We start from the raw sequence: 18,236 nt of genomic DNA, 5'->3' as shown, positions 1-18,236 counted from the left end.
CAACAGTGCATGCTCTCTTTGCACGGTGTCGCGCCGGTGCCTACAGGCCGCTGAGCTCTCAGGCCGTGTCGTTGAAGAGCTCGCGGCCAATCAGCATGCGGCGGATTTCGCTGGTTCCCGCGCCGATCTCATAGAGCTTGGCATCGCGCAGCAGCCGCCCGGTCGGGTAGTCGTTGATGTAGCCATTGCCGCCAAGACATTGGATAGCCTCCAGCGCCATCCAGGTCGCCTTCTCCGCCGCGTATAGGATGGCGCCGGCGGCGTCCTTGCGGGTGGTCTGCCCGCGGTCGCAGGATTTTGCGACCGTGTAGACGTAGGCCTTCGCGGCATTCATCACGGTGTACATATCGGCCAGCTTGCCTTGCATGAGCTGGAAGGTTCCGATCGGCTGGCCGAACTGCTGGCGCTCGTGAACATAGGGGATCACCACGTCCATGCAGGCCTGCATGATCCCGGTCGGGCCGCCCGCCAGCACCGCGCGTTCATAGTCCAGCCCGGACATCAGCACGTTCACGCCCCGGCCCTCGGCGCCCAGCACGTTCTCCGCCGGCACCTCGCAATCCTCGAAGACGAGCTCGCCGGTATTGGAACCGCGCATGCCGAGCTTGTCCAGCTTCTGCGCGGTCGAGAAGCCCTTGAAGCCCTTCTCGATCAGGAAGGCGGTCATTCCCTTGGGACCGGCTGCCGGATCAGTCTTGGCATAGACCACCAGCACATCCGCGTCCGGCCCGTTGGTGATCCACATCTTGCTGCCGTTCAGAACGTAGCGGTCGCCCTTCCGCTCCGCCCGCGTGCGCATGGACACCACGTCGGAGCCGGCGCCGGGCTCGCTCATCGCAAGCGCGCCGACATGCTCGCCGGAGATCAGCTTCGGCAGGTAGCGCCGCCGCTGCTCCTCGTTCCCGTTCCGGGTGATCTGGTTGACGCAGAGGTTGGAATGGGCCCCGTAGGAAAGGGCGACGCTGGCGCTGGCGCGGCTCAGCTCCTCCATCGCCACCACGTGGTCGAGATAGCCCATCCCGGCACCGCCATACTCCTCCGGAGCCGTGATCCCCAGCAGGCCGAGGTCGCCGAACTTGCGCCAGAGGTCCATGGGAAAGTCGTTGCTACGGTCGATCTCGGTGGCGCGCGGGGCGATCTCGTCCGCGGCGAAGGCGGCCACCTGCTCGCGCAGCGCATCGGCCGTCTCGCCGAGGCCGAAATCGAGTCCGCGGAAGCTGTTGCTCATGACGTTCCCCTGTCCGCTCGGCGTGGCGGGTTCGGTGGAACGGTATGGGGCCGGCACGCGGGCCGCAAGCGGCCGGTTCAGCGCCCCGCGACGGACCGCGTCGTCAACGCCTGCCGGCGCGCGCCGCCATCAGGAGCCGCTCCGGCGTGGCGGGCAGGTCGAGCCGATCCGCCCCGGCCGCGTCCCGCAGCGCGTTCCACACGGCGGTGGCGAGCATCAACGGCGGCTCGCCCACGGCCTTGGAGCGGAAGACCGTATCCGCGCGCGCCGGCGCGCCCTCCAGCAGGCGCACGTTGAAGACGGGCGGCACGTCGCGGGAGCCGGGGATCTTGTAGGTGGACGGGCCGAGCGTCCGAAGCCGCCCCTCCGCGTCCCACCACAGCTCCTCGCAGGTCAGCCAGCCTAGCCCCTGGACGAAGGCCCCCTCGATCTGCCCGCGATCGACGGAGGGGTTCAGGGAACGGCCGCAATCCTGGACCATGTCCGCGCGAAGCAGCCGGTGCTCCCCGGTCAGGAGGTCCAGCTCCACCTCCGCCACCGCGGCGCCATAGGAGAAGTAGAAGAACGGCTCGCCCTTCATCGCCGCCGGGTCCCAGTGGATTCCGGGCGTCTTGTAGAAACCGGTGGAGGAGAGCGAGACGCGGTTCTGCACGCAGCGATGCGCCAGCTCCCCGAAGCCCGTGCGGTGGTTGCCCGCGAAGACCTCGTCCTCCTCGAACCGCACCTCGTCGGGCGTCACGCCCCAGTCGGCCGCGGCCTGCTCCGCCATGCGGGTGCGGATGGTCGAGGCCGCGATCTGCGCGGCCCAGCCGTTCAGGTCCGTGCCCGTGCTGGCGGCGGTGGGGGCTGTATTCGGAACTTCGGCGGTGGAGGTCGCGGTGATCCGAACCCGCTCCACTGGCACCCCGAACACGCCGGCCACGATCTGCGCGATCTTGATGAACAGGCCCTGGCCCATTTCCGTGCCGCCGTGGTTCAGGCGGATGGAGCCGTCCTCGTACACATGCACCAGCGCGCCCGCCTGGTTCATGGACATGATGCCGAAGGAAATGCCGAAGGCCAGCAGGAAGCTGCCCAGGCCGCGGCGCACCACCTCATGCCCGGCATTGAAGGCGTCCACCTGCGCGCGCCGACGATCCCACTCCGCCCCGTCCCGGCACTCTGCCCAGACCTGACGGAGCAGGTCGCCCTCCAGCGCCTGGCCGTAGGGGGTGATGGCGTTGTTCTCGCCGCCCGCCAGGTTCCGTTCGCGTACCGCCTCCTGCGTTGTGCCCAGGGCGCGGGCGATGCCGTGGGTCACATCCTCCATCAGCAGCACGCCCTGCGGCCCGCCGAAACCGCGGAAGGCGGTGTTGGAAACGGTGTTGGTCTTGCAGGCCACGCCGGTGATCGTCACGTCCGGCACGTCGATCACGTTCAGCCCGTGGGTCACGCTGCGGAACACCACCCCGCCGGAGAGGTCCACACTGTGCCCGCCATCGGCGGCCATGGTGGCGTCCAAAGCCAGGATGCGGCCCGTATCGTCGAAGCCGGCCTGCCAGCGGTAGAGGAAGGGGTGGCGCTTGCCCGTGGCCGCCATGTCCTGCTTGCGGCCGAGGCGCAGCTTCACCGGCCGCCCGGTGCGCCGCGCCGCGACGGCCGCGCAGGCCGCCACCCAGGAGGCATTGCTTTCCTTGCCGCCGAAGGCCCCGCCCATGCGCCGCACCTGAACGGAAATCCGGTTGTGGTCGCAGCCCAGCACGCGGGCGACCATCACCTGGACCTCGGTGGGGTTCTGGGTGGAGGAGTGGACGGTCAGTTCCCCATCCTCCCCAGGCACGACGAGGGCGATCTGGCCCTCCAAGTAGAAGTGTTCCTGGCCGTTGGCTTGAAAGGTGCCGGAAAGGCGGCGCGGGGCGGCGGCCAGGGCCGCGGCCGCATCGCCGCGGGCCATCACCATGGGCGGAAAGAGGAAGGAACCGGCGTCCAGCGCCTCCTCCACCGAGAGCACCGGCCGCAAGGGCTCGATCCGCGGGCGCACGGCCGCGGCGGCGGCAAGGGCGGCGTCGCGCGTCTCCGCCACCACGATCGCGAGCGGCTGGCCCCAGTACTCGACCAGCCCTTCGGCCAGCATGTGCTCCTGCGCCCGCCTGGGCTGGGCGATGTCGTTGCGCCCGGGAATGTCGCCGGGCCCGATAGCCGCCACGACACCGGGGGTGGCGAAGGCAGGGGAGAGGTCGATCGGCGCGAGCCGACCATGCGCGACGGGGGAGAGAACGAGAGCCGCGTGCAGCAGGCTGGGCGGCATCGGGAGATCGTCGGCGAAGCGCGCCTCGCCCGTCGCGTGCTTCAGGGCGCTGTCCTGACGCAGCGAGGCGCCGGGGCCGGTGTGGCGGGGGAGGGCGTCCATCACGCCGCCTCCGCCTGCCGGTGCCAGAGCCTTCGCAGCAGGTTCCCGGCCGCGATGCGCCGGTACTCCGCGCTGCCGCGCCAATCCGAGAGCGGCGTAATGGCCGCTTCCAGCGCCGAGGCGGCCGCCTCCACGGCTTCCCGGCTCCAGCTCTGGCCGGTCAGCGCCTCCTCGGCCGGCGCGCAACGGGCGGCGCGCGGGCCGGTGCCGCCGAGCGCGATCCGGGCCCAGGCCACGCGCCCACCCTCCATGGTGATCACGGCGGAGAGGCCGACCGTGCTGATATCCTGATCCGGCCGCTTGGAGAGCTTCTCGGCGGCGAAAAGGGCCGCCTCCGGTGGGCGGGGGATGAACACGTCCCGGATCACCTCGCCGGGCAGCAGAGCATTCGTGCGATAGCCGGTGAGGAAGTCCTCCACCGCCATCTCCCGCGTGCCGTCTAATCCGGCGAGGCGCAGCGTGGCTCCGAGAGCGATCAGCGGCGGCAGGGCGTCGCCGATGGGAGAAGCGGTGCCGAGATTGCCGCCCAGCGTTCCCATGCCCCGGATCTGGCGCGATCCCAGGCGCCGGAGCAGCCCCGCAAGCGGCAGGAAGGCGAGGTCCGCCGAGCAGGCGTCCAGCAACCGGCGATAGCTCTCGGCGGCGCCGATCCGGATGCCCACTGCCGTCGGCTCCAGCCCGCGCAACTCCGGCACGTCGGAGAGGCAGATCACCTCCGCCGGCACCTCGCGCCGCTCGGAAACCCGCAGGCCGAGATCCGTGCCGCCGGCCAGCAGCCAGGCATCGGGATGGGCGGCGCGGAGGGCAACCAGCGCGTCCAGCGTCGCCGGGCGATGGAAGACCTGGCCCGGCGCCTCCAACCGGGTGGGGGGGGCGGAAGGCGGCGCTGCGGGCGGCGTGTCGTCGTCGCGAAGGGCGCCGAAGGCCTCCACGATCGGGCGGTAGCCCGTGCATCGGCACAGGTTTCCCGCCAGAGCCTCGTGCACGTCCCCGCCCTCCCGCGCATGGGCCCAGGCGGTCATGACGATCCCCGGCGTGCAGAAGCCGCACTGCGTGGCATCCGCTTCCGCAAGGGCACTCTGCACGGGATGGGGGCCGCCATCGCGGCCGCGCAGCCCTTCGACGCTACGGAGGCTGCGGCCATGCACCTGGCCCAGCAGGGTGAGGCAGGCATTCACCGGCACGCGGGCGCCATCCGCCTCCTCAATCACCACGGTGCAGGCCCCGCAATCACCCTCAGCGCAGCCCTCCTTGGTGCCCGTCAGCCCGGCGGGGCCGCGCAGCCAGTCCAGAAGGGTCATGGTGGGGGAGGTGCCCGGAGGCAGGGTGCGGGGTGTGCCGTTCAGGGTGAAGGCAATCGGGCCAGCGGTCATGCGGGATAGGTTAGCAAGACCCGCGCCGGGGCAGAACGGCGAAGCCTGGCCCGTCCGGGCCGCAGGTCAGCCGACCGGCAGCTTCGCCAGGGCGGCCGTCAGATCCTCGGGGGCATAGGGCTTGGCGAGCACGGGCACCCCGGCCAGCCGCTGCGGCAGGCCGGCGGCGCCGTAGCCGGAGGCGACGACGAAGGGCACGGACATGGCCCCCAGCCGGTCCGCCACGGGCTCCGAGGTCTCACCTGCCAGATTCAGGTCCAGCACCGCCACATCCGGGCGCTCGGATTCGAGAAGGGAAAGGGCCTCCGCCACTGTGGCGACGGGGCCCAGCACCACCGCGCCGGCATCGGCCAGCGTGTCCTCCACCAGCATGGCGACGAGGGTCTCGTCCTCGACCACCAGAACGCGCCGCCCGGCCAGACTCGCCATGCAGACTCTCCCACTCGCCCGCGCACCGCGCGGCTCGTTCCCCGTTGGTGCCGGGGTGACGCCCGCCCGTCACCCTGTCAAGGGTGGCGGGATTTCGTTACGATGCGCAACGCGCTCCGGTTGATTCGCGAGTGTTAGTCTGCGTACTGGCCCGCCGCCTGGATGATCGGGCGCCACTTGGCGATGTCCGCCTGCCAGTAGCGGCGATGGAACTCCGGTGTCGCCTGCTCCGGCGGCACGGGGGCGGTGCCCAGCTCCGCGAAGCGGGCCTTCAGCCGCTCATCGGCCAGGGCCGTCTGCAGCGCCTTTGAAAGACGGTTGGTGATCGCGGCATCCGTGCCCTTGGGCGCATAGAGCCCGTGCCAGACCGAGACCTCGAAGCCCGGCAGCCCCGCTTCTGCGGCGGTGGGCAGGTTCGGAAGGGCGGCGTTGCGCGTCCCTGTCGTGACGGCGAAGGCCTTCACCGAACCGGCCTGGATCGCCTGGGTGGTGTTGGTGGTCTGGTCGCACATCACGTCCACCGTGCCGCCCATCAGGTCCGTCATGGCCGGGGCCGTGCCGCGGTAGGGGACAGTGGTGAGCTGGGTCTGGATCGCGGACTGGAACAGAAGGCCGCAAATGTGGGAGGCGGCGCCGACGCCGGCATTGGCGAGGTTCACGCCATGCCCGCGCTCCTTCAGCACCCGCACCAGCTCGGCGAGGTTGGTCGCCGGGAAATCCTTCTTCGCGATGATCGTCATCGGCACCTCGGTGATGAGGCCGATCGTCTCGAAGCCGTTCACCGCATCATAGGCGAGGCGACGGTAGAGGGAGGGCGTGGTGCCCATGCCGATATGGTGGCAGAGGATCGTGTAGCCGTCCGGCCGCGCCTGGGCGACACGCTGGGCGCCGAGCGTGCCGCCGGCCCCGCCCACATTCTCCACCACGATGGTCTGGCCGAGCTCGCGCCCCATGACCTCGGCGCAGAGGCGGGCGACCACGTCCGTCGGGCCGCCGGCCGCGAAGGGGATGATCATGCTGATGGGCCGGTTGGGATAGGCGGACTGGGCGCCGGCGAGACGAGGGGCGAGGGCAGGGGCGGCCAGGGCGGCGCCCGCGAGAAGAGCGCCGCGGCGCGTCATTCCGGTCATGAACGTGAACTCCCGTTTATGAACGGGCGGTCGCAGGATTCGGGGCGCGCTGTCAAGCAGGTTCCGGGGGCGCAAAGGCGCCCCCGGGACGGGCTCAGGAATCCATCTTCAGCGCGGCGATGAAGGCGCTCTGCGGGATCTCCACCTTGCCGAATTGCCGCATGCGCTTCTTGCCCTCCTTCTGCTTCTCGAGGAGCTTGCGCTTGCGGCTGATGTCACCGCCGTAGCACTTGGCGGTGACGTCCTTGGACATGGCCCCGATCGTCTCGCGCGCGATCACGCGCCCGCCGATCGCGGCCTGAATGGGGATCTTGAAGAGCTGGCGGGGGATCAGGTCCTTCAGCTTCTCGCAGATGGACCGCCCGCGCCGCTCCGCCTGGGAACGGTGCGCCATGAAGGAGAGGGCATCCACTGGCTCGTTGTTCACGAGGATGCCGATCTTCACGAGATCACCCTCCTCATAGCCGTCCATCGCGTAGTCGAAGCTGGCATAGCCGCGGGAGATGGATTTCAGCCGGTCGTAGAAGTCGAAGACCACCTCGTTCAGCGGCAGGCGGTACACGGCCATGGCGCGGCTGCCGACATAGGTCAGCTCCACCTGCTGCCCGCGCCGCTCGCTGCAGAGCGTCAGGATGTTGCCGAGATACTCGTCCGGCACGAAGATCGTCGCCTTGATCCAGGGCTCCTGGATCGTGTCGATCGAGACGACGTCCGGCATGTCCGCCGGGTTGTGGAGGTCGCGCTCCTCCCCGTTCGTCATTTTCAGCTTGTAGACGACGCTCGGCGCGGTCGCGATCAGGTCCAGGTCGAACTCGCGGGACAGGCGCTCCTGGATGATTTCCAGGTGCAGCAGCCCGAGGAAGCCGCAGCGATAGCCGAACCCGAGCGCCGCGCTGCTCTCCGCCTCGAAATGGAAGGAGGCGTCGTTCAGCCGCAGCTTCGCCAGGCTGTCGCGCAGCTTCTCGAAATCGTCCGCGTCCACGGGGTAGAGTCCGCACCACACCACCGGGATGGAAGGCTTGAAGCCCGCCAGCGCCTCGGCCGCCGGATTGCGGTCGTCGGTGATGGTGTCGCCGACATTGGTGTCGGCCACGGTCTTGATGGCCGCGGTGATGTAGCCCATCTCGCCCGGCCCGAGGCTCTCCACGGCCTGCATCTTCGGGCGGAACACGCCGACCTGCTCCACGACATGGGTGGAGCCCTCCGCCATCATGCGGATCTTCTGGCCCTTGCGCAGGTGCCCGTCCTTCACCCGCACGAGGATGACGACACCGAGATAGGGGTCGTACCAGCTGTCCACCAGCAGCGCCTTCGTCGGCGCGCTCGCATCGCCCTTCGGTGGCGGCAGGCGGGTGACAATCGCCTCCAGCACGCCCTCGATGTTCAGCCCGGTCTTGGCGGAGATCATCACGGCATCGTCGGCCGGCAGGCCCACCACGTCCTCGATCTGCTGCTTCACCCGGTCCGGCTCGGCCGCGGGCAGGTCCACCTTGTTCAGGATGGGGACGATCTCGTGCCCGGCATCCAGTGCCTGGTACACGTTGGCCAGGGTCTGCGCCTCAACGCCCTGGGAGGCATCGACCACCAGCAGCGAGCCCTCGCAGGCCGCCAGGCTGCGGGAGACCTCATAGGCGAAGTCCACGTGGCCGGGCGTGTCCATGAGGTTCAGGACATAGTCCTGGCCATCCGCGGCGCGGTAGTTCAGGCGCACGGTCTGCGCCTTGATGGTGATCCCGCGCTCCTTCTCGATGTCCATGTTGTCCAGCACCTGCTCCGTCATCTCGCGGGAGGAGAGGGCGCCGGTGTTCTGGATCAGGCGGTCCGCCAGGGTGGACTTGCCGTGGTCGATATGGGCGATGATCGAGAAGTTGCGGATGCGGTCGAGGGGCGTGTCGGTCATCTGGTTCCGGGCCGGGGGGCGGAAAGGGCCGCCCCGGCCACTCCGGGTGCGATTTCAGCCCTCAGATAAGCCAGGCGGGGTCCCAGGCCAAGCTTGCCGCTCTCAGTTGCCCTCATCCGGGATACCCAGGATGTGGCCGCAGGCCTTGCAGTGTACCGCATCCGGCTCGTGCCGCTGGAGTCCGCATTCCGGGCAGGGATAGCGCACTTTGGAGGGCCGGAAGAGCGATTGGGCCAGCCGCAGGAACAGGGTGACGCCGCAGAACATGATCAGCACCGTCAGCAGCCGCCCGCTGCGCCCGGGCAGGGTGATGTCCCCGAACCCCGTGGTGGTGAGGGCGGTGACGGTGAAGTACAGCGAGTCCGCGTAGTCCCGGATGTTCTCGTTGAACCGGTGCTGGGTCTCGTAGACCAGCCCGGTCATGATGAAGATGAACACCGCGAGGTCCGTGGCGGCGATCACGGCATCCTCGTTGCGCCGGAAGGCCGGAAAATCCCTGCGCAGGCGCATGAGGATCCGGCGGGAGCGGAGCAGCCGAAGCACCCGCAGGGCCCGCAGGAACCCCGCCGCGGCCCCCAGCCCGGGGATGAGGAAGCAGAGCACCGCGACCGCGTCGGCCAGGGTGACGGGCTGGATCAGCTCCCGCCAGGGGCGCGGGCTGGCGCGGAGCCGGGCGACGAACTCGGCCAGCAGGACGATCCCGAAGACCGTGTCCGCCACCTCGATTGCCGTGCTGCGCCCGAGGAAGGAGGTGGCAACGATGAAGACCAGCGTCACCGCGTCCAGGACGAGGAGGCCGTAGCGGAAGCGCACCGCGCGGTCCGTGTCCCGGTAGTAGAGTTCCCGGAACAGCCGACGGTCGGCCGGCAGGCCCGCGAGGCCGGCCCCTGTGCTCGGCAGCTTCATGCGCGTCCGCCGTGAGAGGCAGGGGTGACGCCGGGAAGGCTGGACTCGGGGGCGGGATGCCGCATCCCCTTTGATAGGTTCCGTTGGGTCGGGGACCAAGCGCAATGGAAGCTCTTGAACAGGGAATAGTCCCGATATATCTAATCGGAAGTTCGATATATCGGAACTATTCAGGAGAACCCTGGGCTTGAACCCCTTTCGTCACCATTGCGGCCGCCATGAGCGCCGCCGCTTCCACCGGGACCCTTCCTCCTCGGCCGACCACCGCCGCCACGGGCGCGGCGGACGCGGTGGACGCTTCTTCGAGGCGGGCGACCTACGCCTTGTAATTCTTCGCCTGATCGCGGAACGGCCGCGGCACGGCTACGAAATCATCAAGGACATCGAGGAGCGCCTCGCCGGCGCCTATTCCCCCAGCCCAGGCGTGATCTACCCGACCCTGACGCTGCTGGAGGAGCTGGGCCAGATCGCCGTGCAGTCCACCGAGGGGGGCCGCAAGCTTTACGCCGTGACGCCTGAGGGGGAAGCGGCCCTGGCCGCCAGCCGGGAAGAGGCGGACACGCTGTTCGCCCGCATGGACGCCCTGTCCGGCGAAGGGCCGGACGGCTCGGTCCTGCAGCTCAAGCGGGCCGTGCACAACCTGCGGAACGCGCTACGCATGCGCCTCTCGCGCGGGCCGCTGACCGAGGAGCAGCTGCACGGGATCGTCGCGATGATCGACGAGATGGCCCTGAAGGTGGAGCGGACCTGATGAGCGCGACGCAAGGCAGGCTGGGCCGCCGGGTCCGCCACGAACTCCGCCGCCGCATGCTGACAGTGCGGCGCGTGGAGCGGATCACGCCCCGCATGGTCCGGGTGACCCTGGGCGGCGAGGATCTCGCGGGTTTCGCCAGCCCCGGCTTCGACGACCACGTGAAGCTGTTCTTCCCCGCCCCGGGCGAGGCGGAGCCCTCCATGCCGGATTTCGGCCCGAACGGGCCGGTGATGCCGGAGGGCAAGCCGCGCCCAATTGCCCGCGACTACACCCCGCGCCGCTACGACCAGGCGGCGGGCGAACTCTCCATCGACTTCGCCGTGCACGAGTCGGGCCCGGCCACTGAATGGGCCGCGGCCGCGACGCCGGGCCAGAAGCTCGGCGTCGGCGGGCCGAAAGGATCCTTCATCCTGCCGGACGACCTGGACTGGTACCTCCTCGCCGGGGATGAGACGGCTATTCCCGCCATCTCCCGCCGGCTGGAGGAGCTGCCGGCCACCGCGCGGGTCATCGCCGTCATCGAGGTGGCGGACGAGGCGGAGCGCCAGCCCCTGCCGGAGCGCGCGGGCCTGGACCTGGTCTGGCTCAGCCGCGACGGCGCGCCGCCCGGCGGTCCCGGCCGGCTGGGCGCCGCGCTGAGGGCGATCCCCCTGCCGCCCGGCAGCGGCCACGCCTGGGTCGCCGCCGAGATCGAGGTGGCCCGGAGCCTCCGCCGCCTTCTGATGGAGCATCACGGCCTTTCGAAGGACCGGGTGAAGGCCGCGGGCTACTGGCGCCTCGGTGCGGCCGGGGCGCACGAGACGGTGGAGGACTGACGGCCTAGCGCCCGAGGCCGTGGAACTCCCGGTTCGGGCGCAGGTCCGTGGCGTTGGCCAGGCGGTTGGACATAGAAAAGAAGGCGGCGATTGCCCCGATGTCCCAGGCTTCGTCCTCGGTGAAGCCGGCCTCGGCCAAAGCGGCGTGGTCGGCGTCCCCGACGAGATGGGACTGGGTGCCGACCTTCAGCGCATAATCCAGCATGGCGCGGTGTCGGGGCGGCAGCCCGGCCTTGCGGTAGTTCGTGGCCACCAGGTCCGCGATGAACGGGTCCTTCGCCCGCACGCGCAGGATCGCCCCGTGCGCCACAACGCAGTACTGGCAGGAATGCGCGGCGGAGACGGCGACCACGATCATCTCGCGCTCCGCGATCGTCAGCCCCTCCCGCTTCTCCATCAGCGCGTCATGGTAGGCCACGAAGGCGCGAAACTCCGCCGGGCGGCGGGCCAGCAGCAGGAAGACGTTGGGGACGAAGCCCGCCTTCTCCTGCACGGCCAGGATCTTCTCCCGGATGTCGTCCGGCAGCTCCGCCAGATCGGGCACGGGATAGCGGAAGGGGCGGGCGGCGTCGTTCGGCATAGGCGTTTCCGTTTCCTGGGCGCCTTGGCGGGCGCCCAGGAAGCCTAGCACGCCGGGTTCAGCCCCGCAGGGTCGCGCCCGTGGCCTTGGTCACGGCCGCGACGACCTTGGCGATCACCGCCTCGATCTCCGCATCCGTCAGCGTCCGCTCGCGCGGCTGCAGCACCACCTCCAGCGCGAGGGAGACCTTGCCCTCGGGCAGGCGGTCGCCGGCGTAGAGGTCGAAGAGCGATACCTCGGCCACCAGCGCTTTCTCCGCGTTCCGGGCTGCGCGCAGCAGCGCGTCGGCCTGTACCGTGGCGTCCACGAGGAAGGCGAGGTCGCGGCGCACGGGCTGGAAGGCGGCCAGGTCCGGGGCCGATTTCTTCCGCCGCTTCGGCTCAGGGATCGGATCCAGCAGCACCTCGAAGGCAACTGCCGGGCCGTCGATGCCGAGTGCGGAGAGCACGCGCGGGTGCAACTCCCCGAAGCGGGCGAGCGGCAGCTTCGGGCCGCTCCGCAGCACGCCGGAGCGGCCGGGGTGGTAGTAGCCCGGCGCGTCCGTGGTGACGCTCAGCGCCGCGGGCGAGACGCCGAGCGCCAGCAGCACCGCCAGTGCATCGCCCTTGGCGTCCAGCGCGTCGAAAGCCCGCGGCTTGGCTTCCCAGTGGCGCGGCGTCTGCCCGAGCCGCACGCCCGCGGCCGTGGCGAGTTGCCCTTCCGGCGTGGGCGCGGCGTAGGAGGCGCCGATTTCGAAGAGCGACACGTCCGCGTAACCCCGCGCCGCGTTCCGCCCAGCCGCCAGCAGCAGCGTTGCGACCGGGGTCGGCCGCATCTGGTCCAGGTCGGCGGCGATCGGGTTTTCCACCCGCAGCTCCTCCGGTGCCCCGCCGAACAGGGCGGCGGTGCCGCGCGCGGTGAAGCCAAAGGTCACCGCCTCCGCCAGCCCGCGGGACGCCAGCACGCGCCGGGCCAGCGCCGCGCGGCTCTGGCGCGGGGTGAGGGCGGGCAGGGGGAGACGGCCCTCGGCGGGGAGGGACACGGCCGGGATGGCGTCCAGGCCCTCCAGCCGCAGCACCTCCTCCAGCAGGTCGCACTCGGCCTCCACCGCATCGGCGCCTTCCGCGGCTGCCCGGGCGCGGGCCGGATCGATCCCCGGCTCCTGCGTCAGCTCCGTGCCGCCGGCGCGATAGGCGGATCGGGAGGAGGCGATGTCGTTCCGCCAGGAGGGAACGGCCACCGTCACCTCGGCCCCATCCTTCGCGACGATGGCGAAGCCCAACCGCTCCAGCGAGTTGACCGCCGCCTCGGCCGGGATGCCGGAGCCGCCGAGACCCGCGATCCGCTCGTAGCGCAAGGTCGCCTCGCGCTGCCAGGCGGGCTCGGCGCCCGCCTCGCTGACCGTGCTCGCCTCTCCGCCGCAAAGGTCGATGATCATCCGCGTGGCCGCTTCGAGCATCACGCGCTGTGCGGCCGGGTCCAGCCCGCGCTCGTTCCGCGCTCGCGCGTCGCTGTGCACCCCGTGCCGGCGGCCGGTGAGGGCGATGCGCACGGGGTCGAACAGCGCGCACTCCACGAAGACCTCGCGCGTGTTCTCGTCGCAGCCCGTGGACTCGCCGCCGACGATGGCCGCGAGGCTTTCCACCCCGGCCTCGTCGGTGATGACGATGTCTTCCGGCGTCGGGCGATAGGTCTTGCCGTTCAGCGCCAGGTACTCGTCGCCCTCGCGCCCCAGCCGCATGGTCAGGGTCGTGCCGCGCACCTTCGCCACGTCGAAGACGTGCAGCGGGCGGCCGAGGTCGAAGGTGAAGTAGTTCGTCACGTCCACCAGCGCGTTGATCGGCCGCAGCCCGATCGCCGTCAGCCGGTCCTGCAGCCACTTCGGCGAGGGGCCGTTCGTCACGCCCCGCACCGCGCGGCCGAGCACCTGGATGCAGGCGCGCGGGTCGTCGATGGTCCAGTGCAGCGGGGTGTCGTAGGCGGGGGTCACCGGCACGAGCTCGCGGGCCTTCAGCGTCCCCAGCCCTGCGGCGGCGAGGTCCCGCGCGATGCCGCGCACGGCCAGCGCGTCGCCACGGTTCGGCGTGACGCTGATCTCGATCACCGGATCGCCCAGCCCGGCCCATTCGGCGTAGGAGGCGCCCACCGGCGCGTCCTCCGGCAGCTCCACGATGCCGGAATGGTCGTCGCCCAGGCCCATTTCCCGCGAGGAAAGCATCATAGCCTCGCTCTTCACGCCGCGGATCTCGCCCTGCTTCAGCGTGATACCCGTGCCCGGCACGAAGGCGCCGGGCAGCGCCGCGACGCCCGTCATCCCCGCGCGCGCGTTCGGCGCGCCGCAGACAACGCTGCGGAGGGTGCCGTCGCCCACATCCACCTTCAGCGCGCGCAGCCGGTCGGCGTTCGGGTGCGGCGTAGCCTCCACCACATGGGCGATGCGGAAGGGCGCGAGGGCGGCGGCCCGGTCCTCCACGCCCTCAACCTCGAGCCCGATGGTGTTGAGGGTGGCGAGGATCTGCTCGAGCGTCGCCTCGGTCTCGAGGTGGTCGCGCAGCCAGGAGAGGGTGAACTTCATCGTCTCTTACGCCGCGTCGTGCAGGGTGAAGGGGGAGAGTGGGCTGGTGGCGTAGTGACGCAGCCAGCGCAGATCGGCCTCGTAGAAGGGCCGCAGGTCGGGGATGCCGTGCTTCAGCATGGTGATTCGCTCGATCCCCATGCCGAAGGCGAAGCCCTGCCACACGCGCGGGTCCAGCCCGACATTGGCCAGCACCTTCGGGTGGACCATGCCGCTGCCCAGGATTTCCAGCCAGTCGCCGCCACTGCCGAGCTCGCCCGTCTTCCGGCTCCATCCGATATCCACTTCCATCGAGGGCTCGGTGAAGGGGAAGTAGGAGGCGCGGAAGCGCACGGGCAGGTCGGCGATGCCGAAGAAGGCGCGCAGGAAGTCGATCAGCGTGCCCTTCAGGTGCCCCATGTGGATGTCGCGGCCGATCACCAGCCCCTCCACCTGATGGAACATGGGGGAGTGGGTCGCGTCGTGGTCCGCGCGCCAGGTGCGGCCGGGGACGATCACGCGGATCGGCGGTTCCTGGCTCAGCATGGTGCGGATCTGCACGGGGCTGGTGTGGGTCCGCAACACCGGGCGGCGCCCACCCGGCTCCGGCGGGGTCAGGTAGAAGGTGTCGTGGTCCTGCCGCGCCGGATGGTGGTCGGGAATGTTAAGGGCGGAGAAGTTGTGCCAGTCGCCCTCGATGTCCGGGCCTTCCGCCACCTTGAAGCCCATGGCGCCGAATAGCGCGATCAGCTCCTCCATGGTGCGGGAGATCGGGTGGATGGACCCGGCCTCCGGCCCCGTAGGCGCGAAGGGGCGCGGGGGCAGGGAGACGTCCATCCGCTCCGCCGCCAGCCGGGCGTCCAGCGCGAAGGCCTCCAGCGTCGCGCGCCGGCTCTCCAGAGCGCGCTCGATCCCGGCCTTCAGGACGTTCACCTCGGCGCCGCGCGCCTTGCGCTCCTCCGGCGGAAGCGCTCCCAGGCCCTTCAGCAGGCCGGTGACCTCGCCGCTCTTGCCCAGGGCGGAGACGCGCACGGCGTCCAGGGCGCGGGGGTCCGCCGCCTCCGCGATCGCCGCCTCGATGGAGGCGCGCAGCATGTCGAGATCGTCAGCCATTCCCGGCCCTGTCCTCTGTCGGGGTCCAGATAGACCAAGGGCCGCGCCGCCGGGAGTGGTCCCGGCGGAAGCGGCCCTTGGCGTATTCAGTCCGGGCGCGTTAACGCCCGGCGGTGCTCAGGCGGCGGGAGCCTGGGCGGGGAGGGACGCCTTGGCCTTCTCGACGAGGCCCGCGAAGGACGCGGCGTCGTCATAGGCGATGGCGGCCAGGACCTTGCGGTCCAGCTCGATTCCCGCGGCCTTCAGGCCGGCGATGAAGCGGGAGTAGACGATCCCGTTCTCGCGGCAGGCGGCGTTGATGCGCTGGATCCACAGGCCGCGGAAGTCGCGCTTCTTGTTGCGGCGGTCGCGGTAGGCGTACTGCAGCGCCTTCTCGACCCGCTCAAGCGCGGGGCGGTAGGCGGTGGAGGAACGACCCACATAGCCCTTGGCGAGCTTGAGGACCTTCTTGTGACGGGCGTGGGCGGTGACGCCGCGCTTAACACGAGCCATTTATCTGTCTCCTCTCTCGCTTACAGGCCGTAGGGCAGCCACTGCATGACGGTCTTCGCGTCCTGATCGCGCAGCACCTGATTGCCGCGGTTCTGGCGCTTCACCTTCTGCGAGCGGGCGGAGAGGTTGTGGCGCTTCTTGCCAGGCCCGGCGAGAACCTTGCCGGTGGCCGTGATCTTGAAGCGCTTCTTGGCCGAAGACGTCGTCTTCATCTTGGGCATTTGGTCCTCCTCATGGTCGGGGGATGGACGGCCCCACCTTGCGCCGCTTCCTTGCGGGAGCGGGCCGCACCATGCGGCGGGGGCCGGGACCACGGCCGGGCAGCCCAGAGAAGCCCGGGGCGCGTGGGAGCGCGGGGTATAAGGGGTGCCCCCCGGAATGGCAACGCCCTTTCAGGAAGGCGAGGAGAGGGCCAAACTCCGCGCTGCGATGATCGCCATCCTCTCCGACATTCACGCCAACCGCGAGGCCCTCTCCGCCTGCCTCGAGCATGCGGACCGCGCCGGTGCGACCCGCTTCATCTTCCTCGGCGACTATGTCGGCTACGGTGCCGACCCGGCCTGGTGCCTCCGCACCGTCATGGACCGCATCGCCCATGGCGCCGTCGCCATCCTCGGCAACCACGACCAGGCCATCCTCACCGGCCCCAGGGGTATGACCGGCCGCGCGGCCGCCGCCATCGCCTGGACCCGCGAGCAACTCTCCCCCGATGCCGCCGCCTTCCTGAAGACCCTGCCGATGGAGCACGCGGAGGGCGATACCCTCTACGTCCACGCCGACGCCTCCGCCCCCGAGGAGTGGCGCTACGTCACCAACGCCGAGGAGGCCCGCCGCAGCTTCGAGGGCAATCCGGCCCGCGTCACGATCTGCGGCCACGTCCACGTCCCCCGCCTCTTCGGCCTGACGGCGGCGGACAAGTGCACGGCCTTCGCCCCCACCCACGACTCCCCCATCCCGCTCTCCCGCGCCCGCCGCTGGCTGGCCGTGATGGGCTCCGTCGGCCAGCCGCGGGATGGTGACCCGGCCGCCTGCTACGCCCTGCTGGACGAGGAGACGGCCGAGATTCGCTGGATGCGCGTGCCCTACGACGTCGAGACGGCCGCGGCGAAGATCCGCCGCGCCGGACTGCCGGAATCGCTCGCCACCCGCCTCTTCTCCGGCACCTGACCATGGCCCCCCGCCGCCCGCACCAGGGCGAGACCGTCGACGGCTTCACCCTCGGCAGGCCGATGCGCGAGAGCGGCATGGCTTCGGTCTTCGAGGCGACTCATCCAGACCACCCCATCCCGCTGGTGATCAAATTCCCCCACCTGGAGGGGACGGACGCCGCCCACATCGTCTCCTTCGAGATGGAGCAGATGATCCTGCCCCGCCTCACCGGCCCGCACGTGCCCCGCTTCGTCGCGGCAGCCGGGTTCGAGGCCCCGCAGACCTACCTGGCAATGGAGCGCATCACCGGCCCCAACCTGGAATCCTGCCTGCGCCACCTCCCCCTGAGCATGGAGGAGGTGGCGGCCGTCGGCGCGAAGGTCGCGCTGGCGCTCGCGGCCATCCACCGGCAGCGCGTCACGCATCTCGACGTGAAGCCCGCCAACATCCTGTTTCGTGAAACCCCGGACGGGCTGCGGGGCGAGGCGGTGCTGATCGACTACGGCCTGGCCCATCATGGCCGCCTGCCGGACCTGATCGCGGAGGAGTTCCGCCTTCCCTACGGCTCCGCCCCCTAAATGTCGCCCGGCCAGGCGATGGGTCGGCGGGACGATCCGCGCAGCGACCTCTTCTCCCTCGGCGTGGTGCTCTACCAGCTCGCCACCGGGCATCTTCCCTTCGGGGAGCCGCTGCACCTCTCCGCGGTTCGCAAGCGCCTGTGGCGGGATCCGCACCCGCCCCGGCGCCTGCGCCGCGACATCCCGCCCTGGCTGCAGGAGATCATCCTGCGCTGCCTGGAGGTGGAGCCGGCCCGCCGCCATCCCGGTGCAGCCCAGCTCGCCTTCGAACTGCGGAACCCGGAGGCGGTGCGCCTGACCCCGCGCGCCACGAAGGCGAGGCGCGACGGCTGGCTGACGGTGCTGGAGCGCCGGGTGAACCTGGACCGCACCCCCGGCACCGCCCGCCCGCCCGCGCCCACCGCCCATTCCGCCCCTATCATCGCCGTGGCGCTGGACCTGCGGGAGGGCAGCCCGGCCCTGGCCGATGCCATCAGGGCCAGCCTGCGAAACGTGCTCCTCTCGCTGCCCGGGGCGCGCGTGGCGTGCCTGAACGTGCTGCTGGACGGCTTCATCACCGGCGACACGCCGCATGACGAACAGGGCCGCTCCGCCCGCGTGCAGCGGCTCGCCGAGCTCAGCCACTGGGCGGCGCCTTTGGGGCTGGAGGAGGGCCGCATCACCTACCACGTCCTGGAGGGGTCTTCCGCCGCGGTGGCCCTGCTGGAATACGCGGAGGCCAACGGGGTGGATCACGTGGTGATGGGCGCGCGGGCGAACTCGGTGCTGCGGAGCGTCCTCGGCTCCGTCTCCGGCGAGGTGGCGGCGCGGGCGCCGTGCAGCGTCACCGTGGTCCGGGCAAGGGAGGGCACATCGTGAGGGACCGGG

The 18,236-nt window shown here is 70.6% G+C and carries 17 protein-coding genes; 5 read left to right on the top strand and 12 right to left on the bottom strand.

Features of this window, described 5'->3' with window-relative positions:
• Nucleotides 1-58 precede the first annotated feature (58 nt).
• From J5Y10_RS18745 to J5Y10_RS18715, 7 genes are all read right to left on the bottom strand, one after another.
• The gene (locus J5Y10_RS18745) at nucleotides 59-1,228 is read right to left on the bottom strand and encodes an isovaleryl-CoA dehydrogenase (protein ID WP_209375619.1); all 1,170 of its coding nucleotides are present in this window, start codon (nucleotides 1,226-1,228) and stop codon (nucleotides 59-61) included.
• Between the two features lie 103 nt (nucleotides 1,229-1,331).
• Entirely contained in the window at nucleotides 1,332-3,617 is a 2,286-nt protein-coding gene (gene xdhB, locus J5Y10_RS18740; RefSeq protein ID WP_209375618.1) for a xanthine dehydrogenase molybdopterin binding subunit, read from the bottom strand.
• A complete protein-coding gene (locus tag J5Y10_RS18735; RefSeq protein ID WP_209375617.1) occupies nucleotides 3,617-4,990 on the bottom strand; it encodes a xanthine dehydrogenase small subunit in 1,374 nt (457 codons plus the stop codon). The genes xdhB and J5Y10_RS18735 overlap by 1 nt, the downstream gene beginning before the upstream one ends.
• Nucleotides 4,991-5,056: 66 nt before the next feature.
• On the bottom strand, nucleotides 5,057-5,419 hold the full coding sequence (locus J5Y10_RS18730) for a response regulator (RefSeq protein WP_209375616.1): 363 nt from the start codon (nucleotides 5,417-5,419) through the stop codon (nucleotides 5,057-5,059).
• A gap of 134 nt (nucleotides 5,420-5,553) precedes the next feature.
• Nucleotides 5,554-6,549, bottom strand: a complete 996-nt coding sequence (locus J5Y10_RS18725) for a tripartite tricarboxylate transporter substrate binding protein BugD (protein ID WP_342452961.1) — start codon at nucleotides 6,547-6,549, stop codon at nucleotides 5,554-5,556.
• A 94-nt stretch (nucleotides 6,550-6,643) separates the two neighbouring features.
• Nucleotides 6,644-8,449, bottom strand: coding sequence for a translation elongation factor 4 (gene lepA / locus J5Y10_RS18720; RefSeq protein WP_209375615.1), 1,806 nt, complete (start codon nucleotides 8,447-8,449; stop codon nucleotides 6,644-6,646).
• A gap of 102 nt (nucleotides 8,450-8,551) precedes the next feature.
• Nucleotides 8,552-9,355 carry a potassium channel family protein gene (locus J5Y10_RS18715; protein WP_209375614.1) on the bottom strand — a complete coding sequence of 268 codons (804 nt, stop codon included), beginning with the start codon at nucleotides 9,353-9,355 and terminating at the stop codon, nucleotides 8,552-8,554.
• Nucleotides 9,356-9,542: 187 nt separating this feature from the next.
• Here J5Y10_RS18715 and J5Y10_RS18710 point away from each other — a divergent pair, with 187 nt between their 5' ends.
• Both J5Y10_RS18710 and J5Y10_RS18705 read left to right on the top strand, forming a co-directional pair.
• Entirely contained in the window at nucleotides 9,543-10,106 is a 564-nt protein-coding gene (locus J5Y10_RS18710; RefSeq protein WP_245214860.1) for a PadR family transcriptional regulator, read from the top strand.
• Nucleotides 10,106-10,924: a siderophore-interacting protein gene (locus J5Y10_RS18705; protein WP_209375613.1), complete on the top strand. Its 819-nt coding sequence runs from the start codon at nucleotides 10,106-10,108 to the stop codon at nucleotides 10,922-10,924. The genes J5Y10_RS18710 and J5Y10_RS18705 overlap by 1 nt, the downstream gene beginning before the upstream one ends.
• A gap of 4 nt (nucleotides 10,925-10,928) precedes the next feature.
• On the opposite strand, the gene J5Y10_RS18700 is transcribed toward J5Y10_RS18705, so the two are convergent.
• From J5Y10_RS18700 to rpmI, 5 genes are all read right to left on the bottom strand, one after another.
• Entirely contained in the window at nucleotides 10,929-11,504 is a 576-nt protein-coding gene (locus J5Y10_RS18700; RefSeq protein ID WP_209375612.1) for a peroxidase-related enzyme, read from the bottom strand.
• A 58-nt stretch (nucleotides 11,505-11,562) separates the two neighbouring features.
• Complete coding sequence (gene pheT / locus J5Y10_RS18695) at nucleotides 11,563-14,058, bottom strand: phenylalanine--tRNA ligase subunit beta (protein WP_209375611.1); 2,496 nt, start codon at nucleotides 14,056-14,058, stop codon at nucleotides 11,563-11,565.
• Between the two features lie 6 nt (nucleotides 14,059-14,064).
• Nucleotides 14,065-15,150, bottom strand: a complete 1,086-nt coding sequence (pheS, locus tag J5Y10_RS18690) for a phenylalanine--tRNA ligase subunit alpha (protein ID WP_209375610.1) — start codon at nucleotides 15,148-15,150, stop codon at nucleotides 14,065-14,067.
• Between the two features lie 117 nt (nucleotides 15,151-15,267).
• Entirely contained in the window at nucleotides 15,268-15,642 is a 375-nt protein-coding gene (gene rplT, locus J5Y10_RS18685) for a 50S ribosomal protein L20 (RefSeq protein WP_209375609.1), read from the bottom strand.
• A 20-nt stretch (nucleotides 15,643-15,662) separates the two neighbouring features.
• Nucleotides 15,663-15,863 (bottom strand): 50S ribosomal protein L35, encoded by a 201-nt coding sequence (rpmI, locus tag J5Y10_RS18680; RefSeq protein ID WP_209375608.1) that lies wholly within the window; start codon nucleotides 15,861-15,863, stop codon nucleotides 15,663-15,665.
• A gap of 157 nt (nucleotides 15,864-16,020) precedes the next feature.
• Here rpmI and J5Y10_RS18675 point away from each other — a divergent pair, with 157 nt between their 5' ends.
• Genes J5Y10_RS18675 through J5Y10_RS18665 form a run of 3 tightly spaced genes read left to right on the top strand, consistent with a single transcriptional unit; the run spans nucleotide 16,021 to nucleotide 18,227 of the window.
• Complete coding sequence (locus J5Y10_RS18675) at nucleotides 16,021-16,809, top strand: metallophosphoesterase family protein (RefSeq protein ID WP_209375607.1); 789 nt, start codon at nucleotides 16,021-16,023, stop codon at nucleotides 16,807-16,809.
• Nucleotides 16,810-16,811: 2 nt separating this feature from the next.
• Nucleotides 16,812-17,369, top strand: a complete 558-nt coding sequence (locus tag J5Y10_RS18670; RefSeq protein WP_209375606.1) for a protein kinase domain-containing protein — start codon at nucleotides 16,812-16,814, stop codon at nucleotides 17,367-17,369.
• Nucleotides 17,370-18,227 carry a serine/threonine protein kinase gene (locus J5Y10_RS18665; RefSeq protein WP_209375605.1) on the top strand — a complete coding sequence of 286 codons (858 nt, stop codon included), beginning with the start codon at nucleotides 17,370-17,372 and terminating at the stop codon, nucleotides 18,225-18,227.
• Nucleotides 18,228-18,236: the final 9 nt, after the last annotated feature.

Origin of the sequence: Roseomonas indoligenes (assembly GCF_017813365.1) — a bacterium.
GTDB classification, from domain to species: Bacteria; Pseudomonadota; Alphaproteobacteria; order Acetobacterales; family Acetobacteraceae; genus Roseomonas; species Roseomonas indoligenes.
Note: the sequence above shows the minus strand (reverse complement) of the source record. Positions and strands in the feature narration are given on the sequence as shown.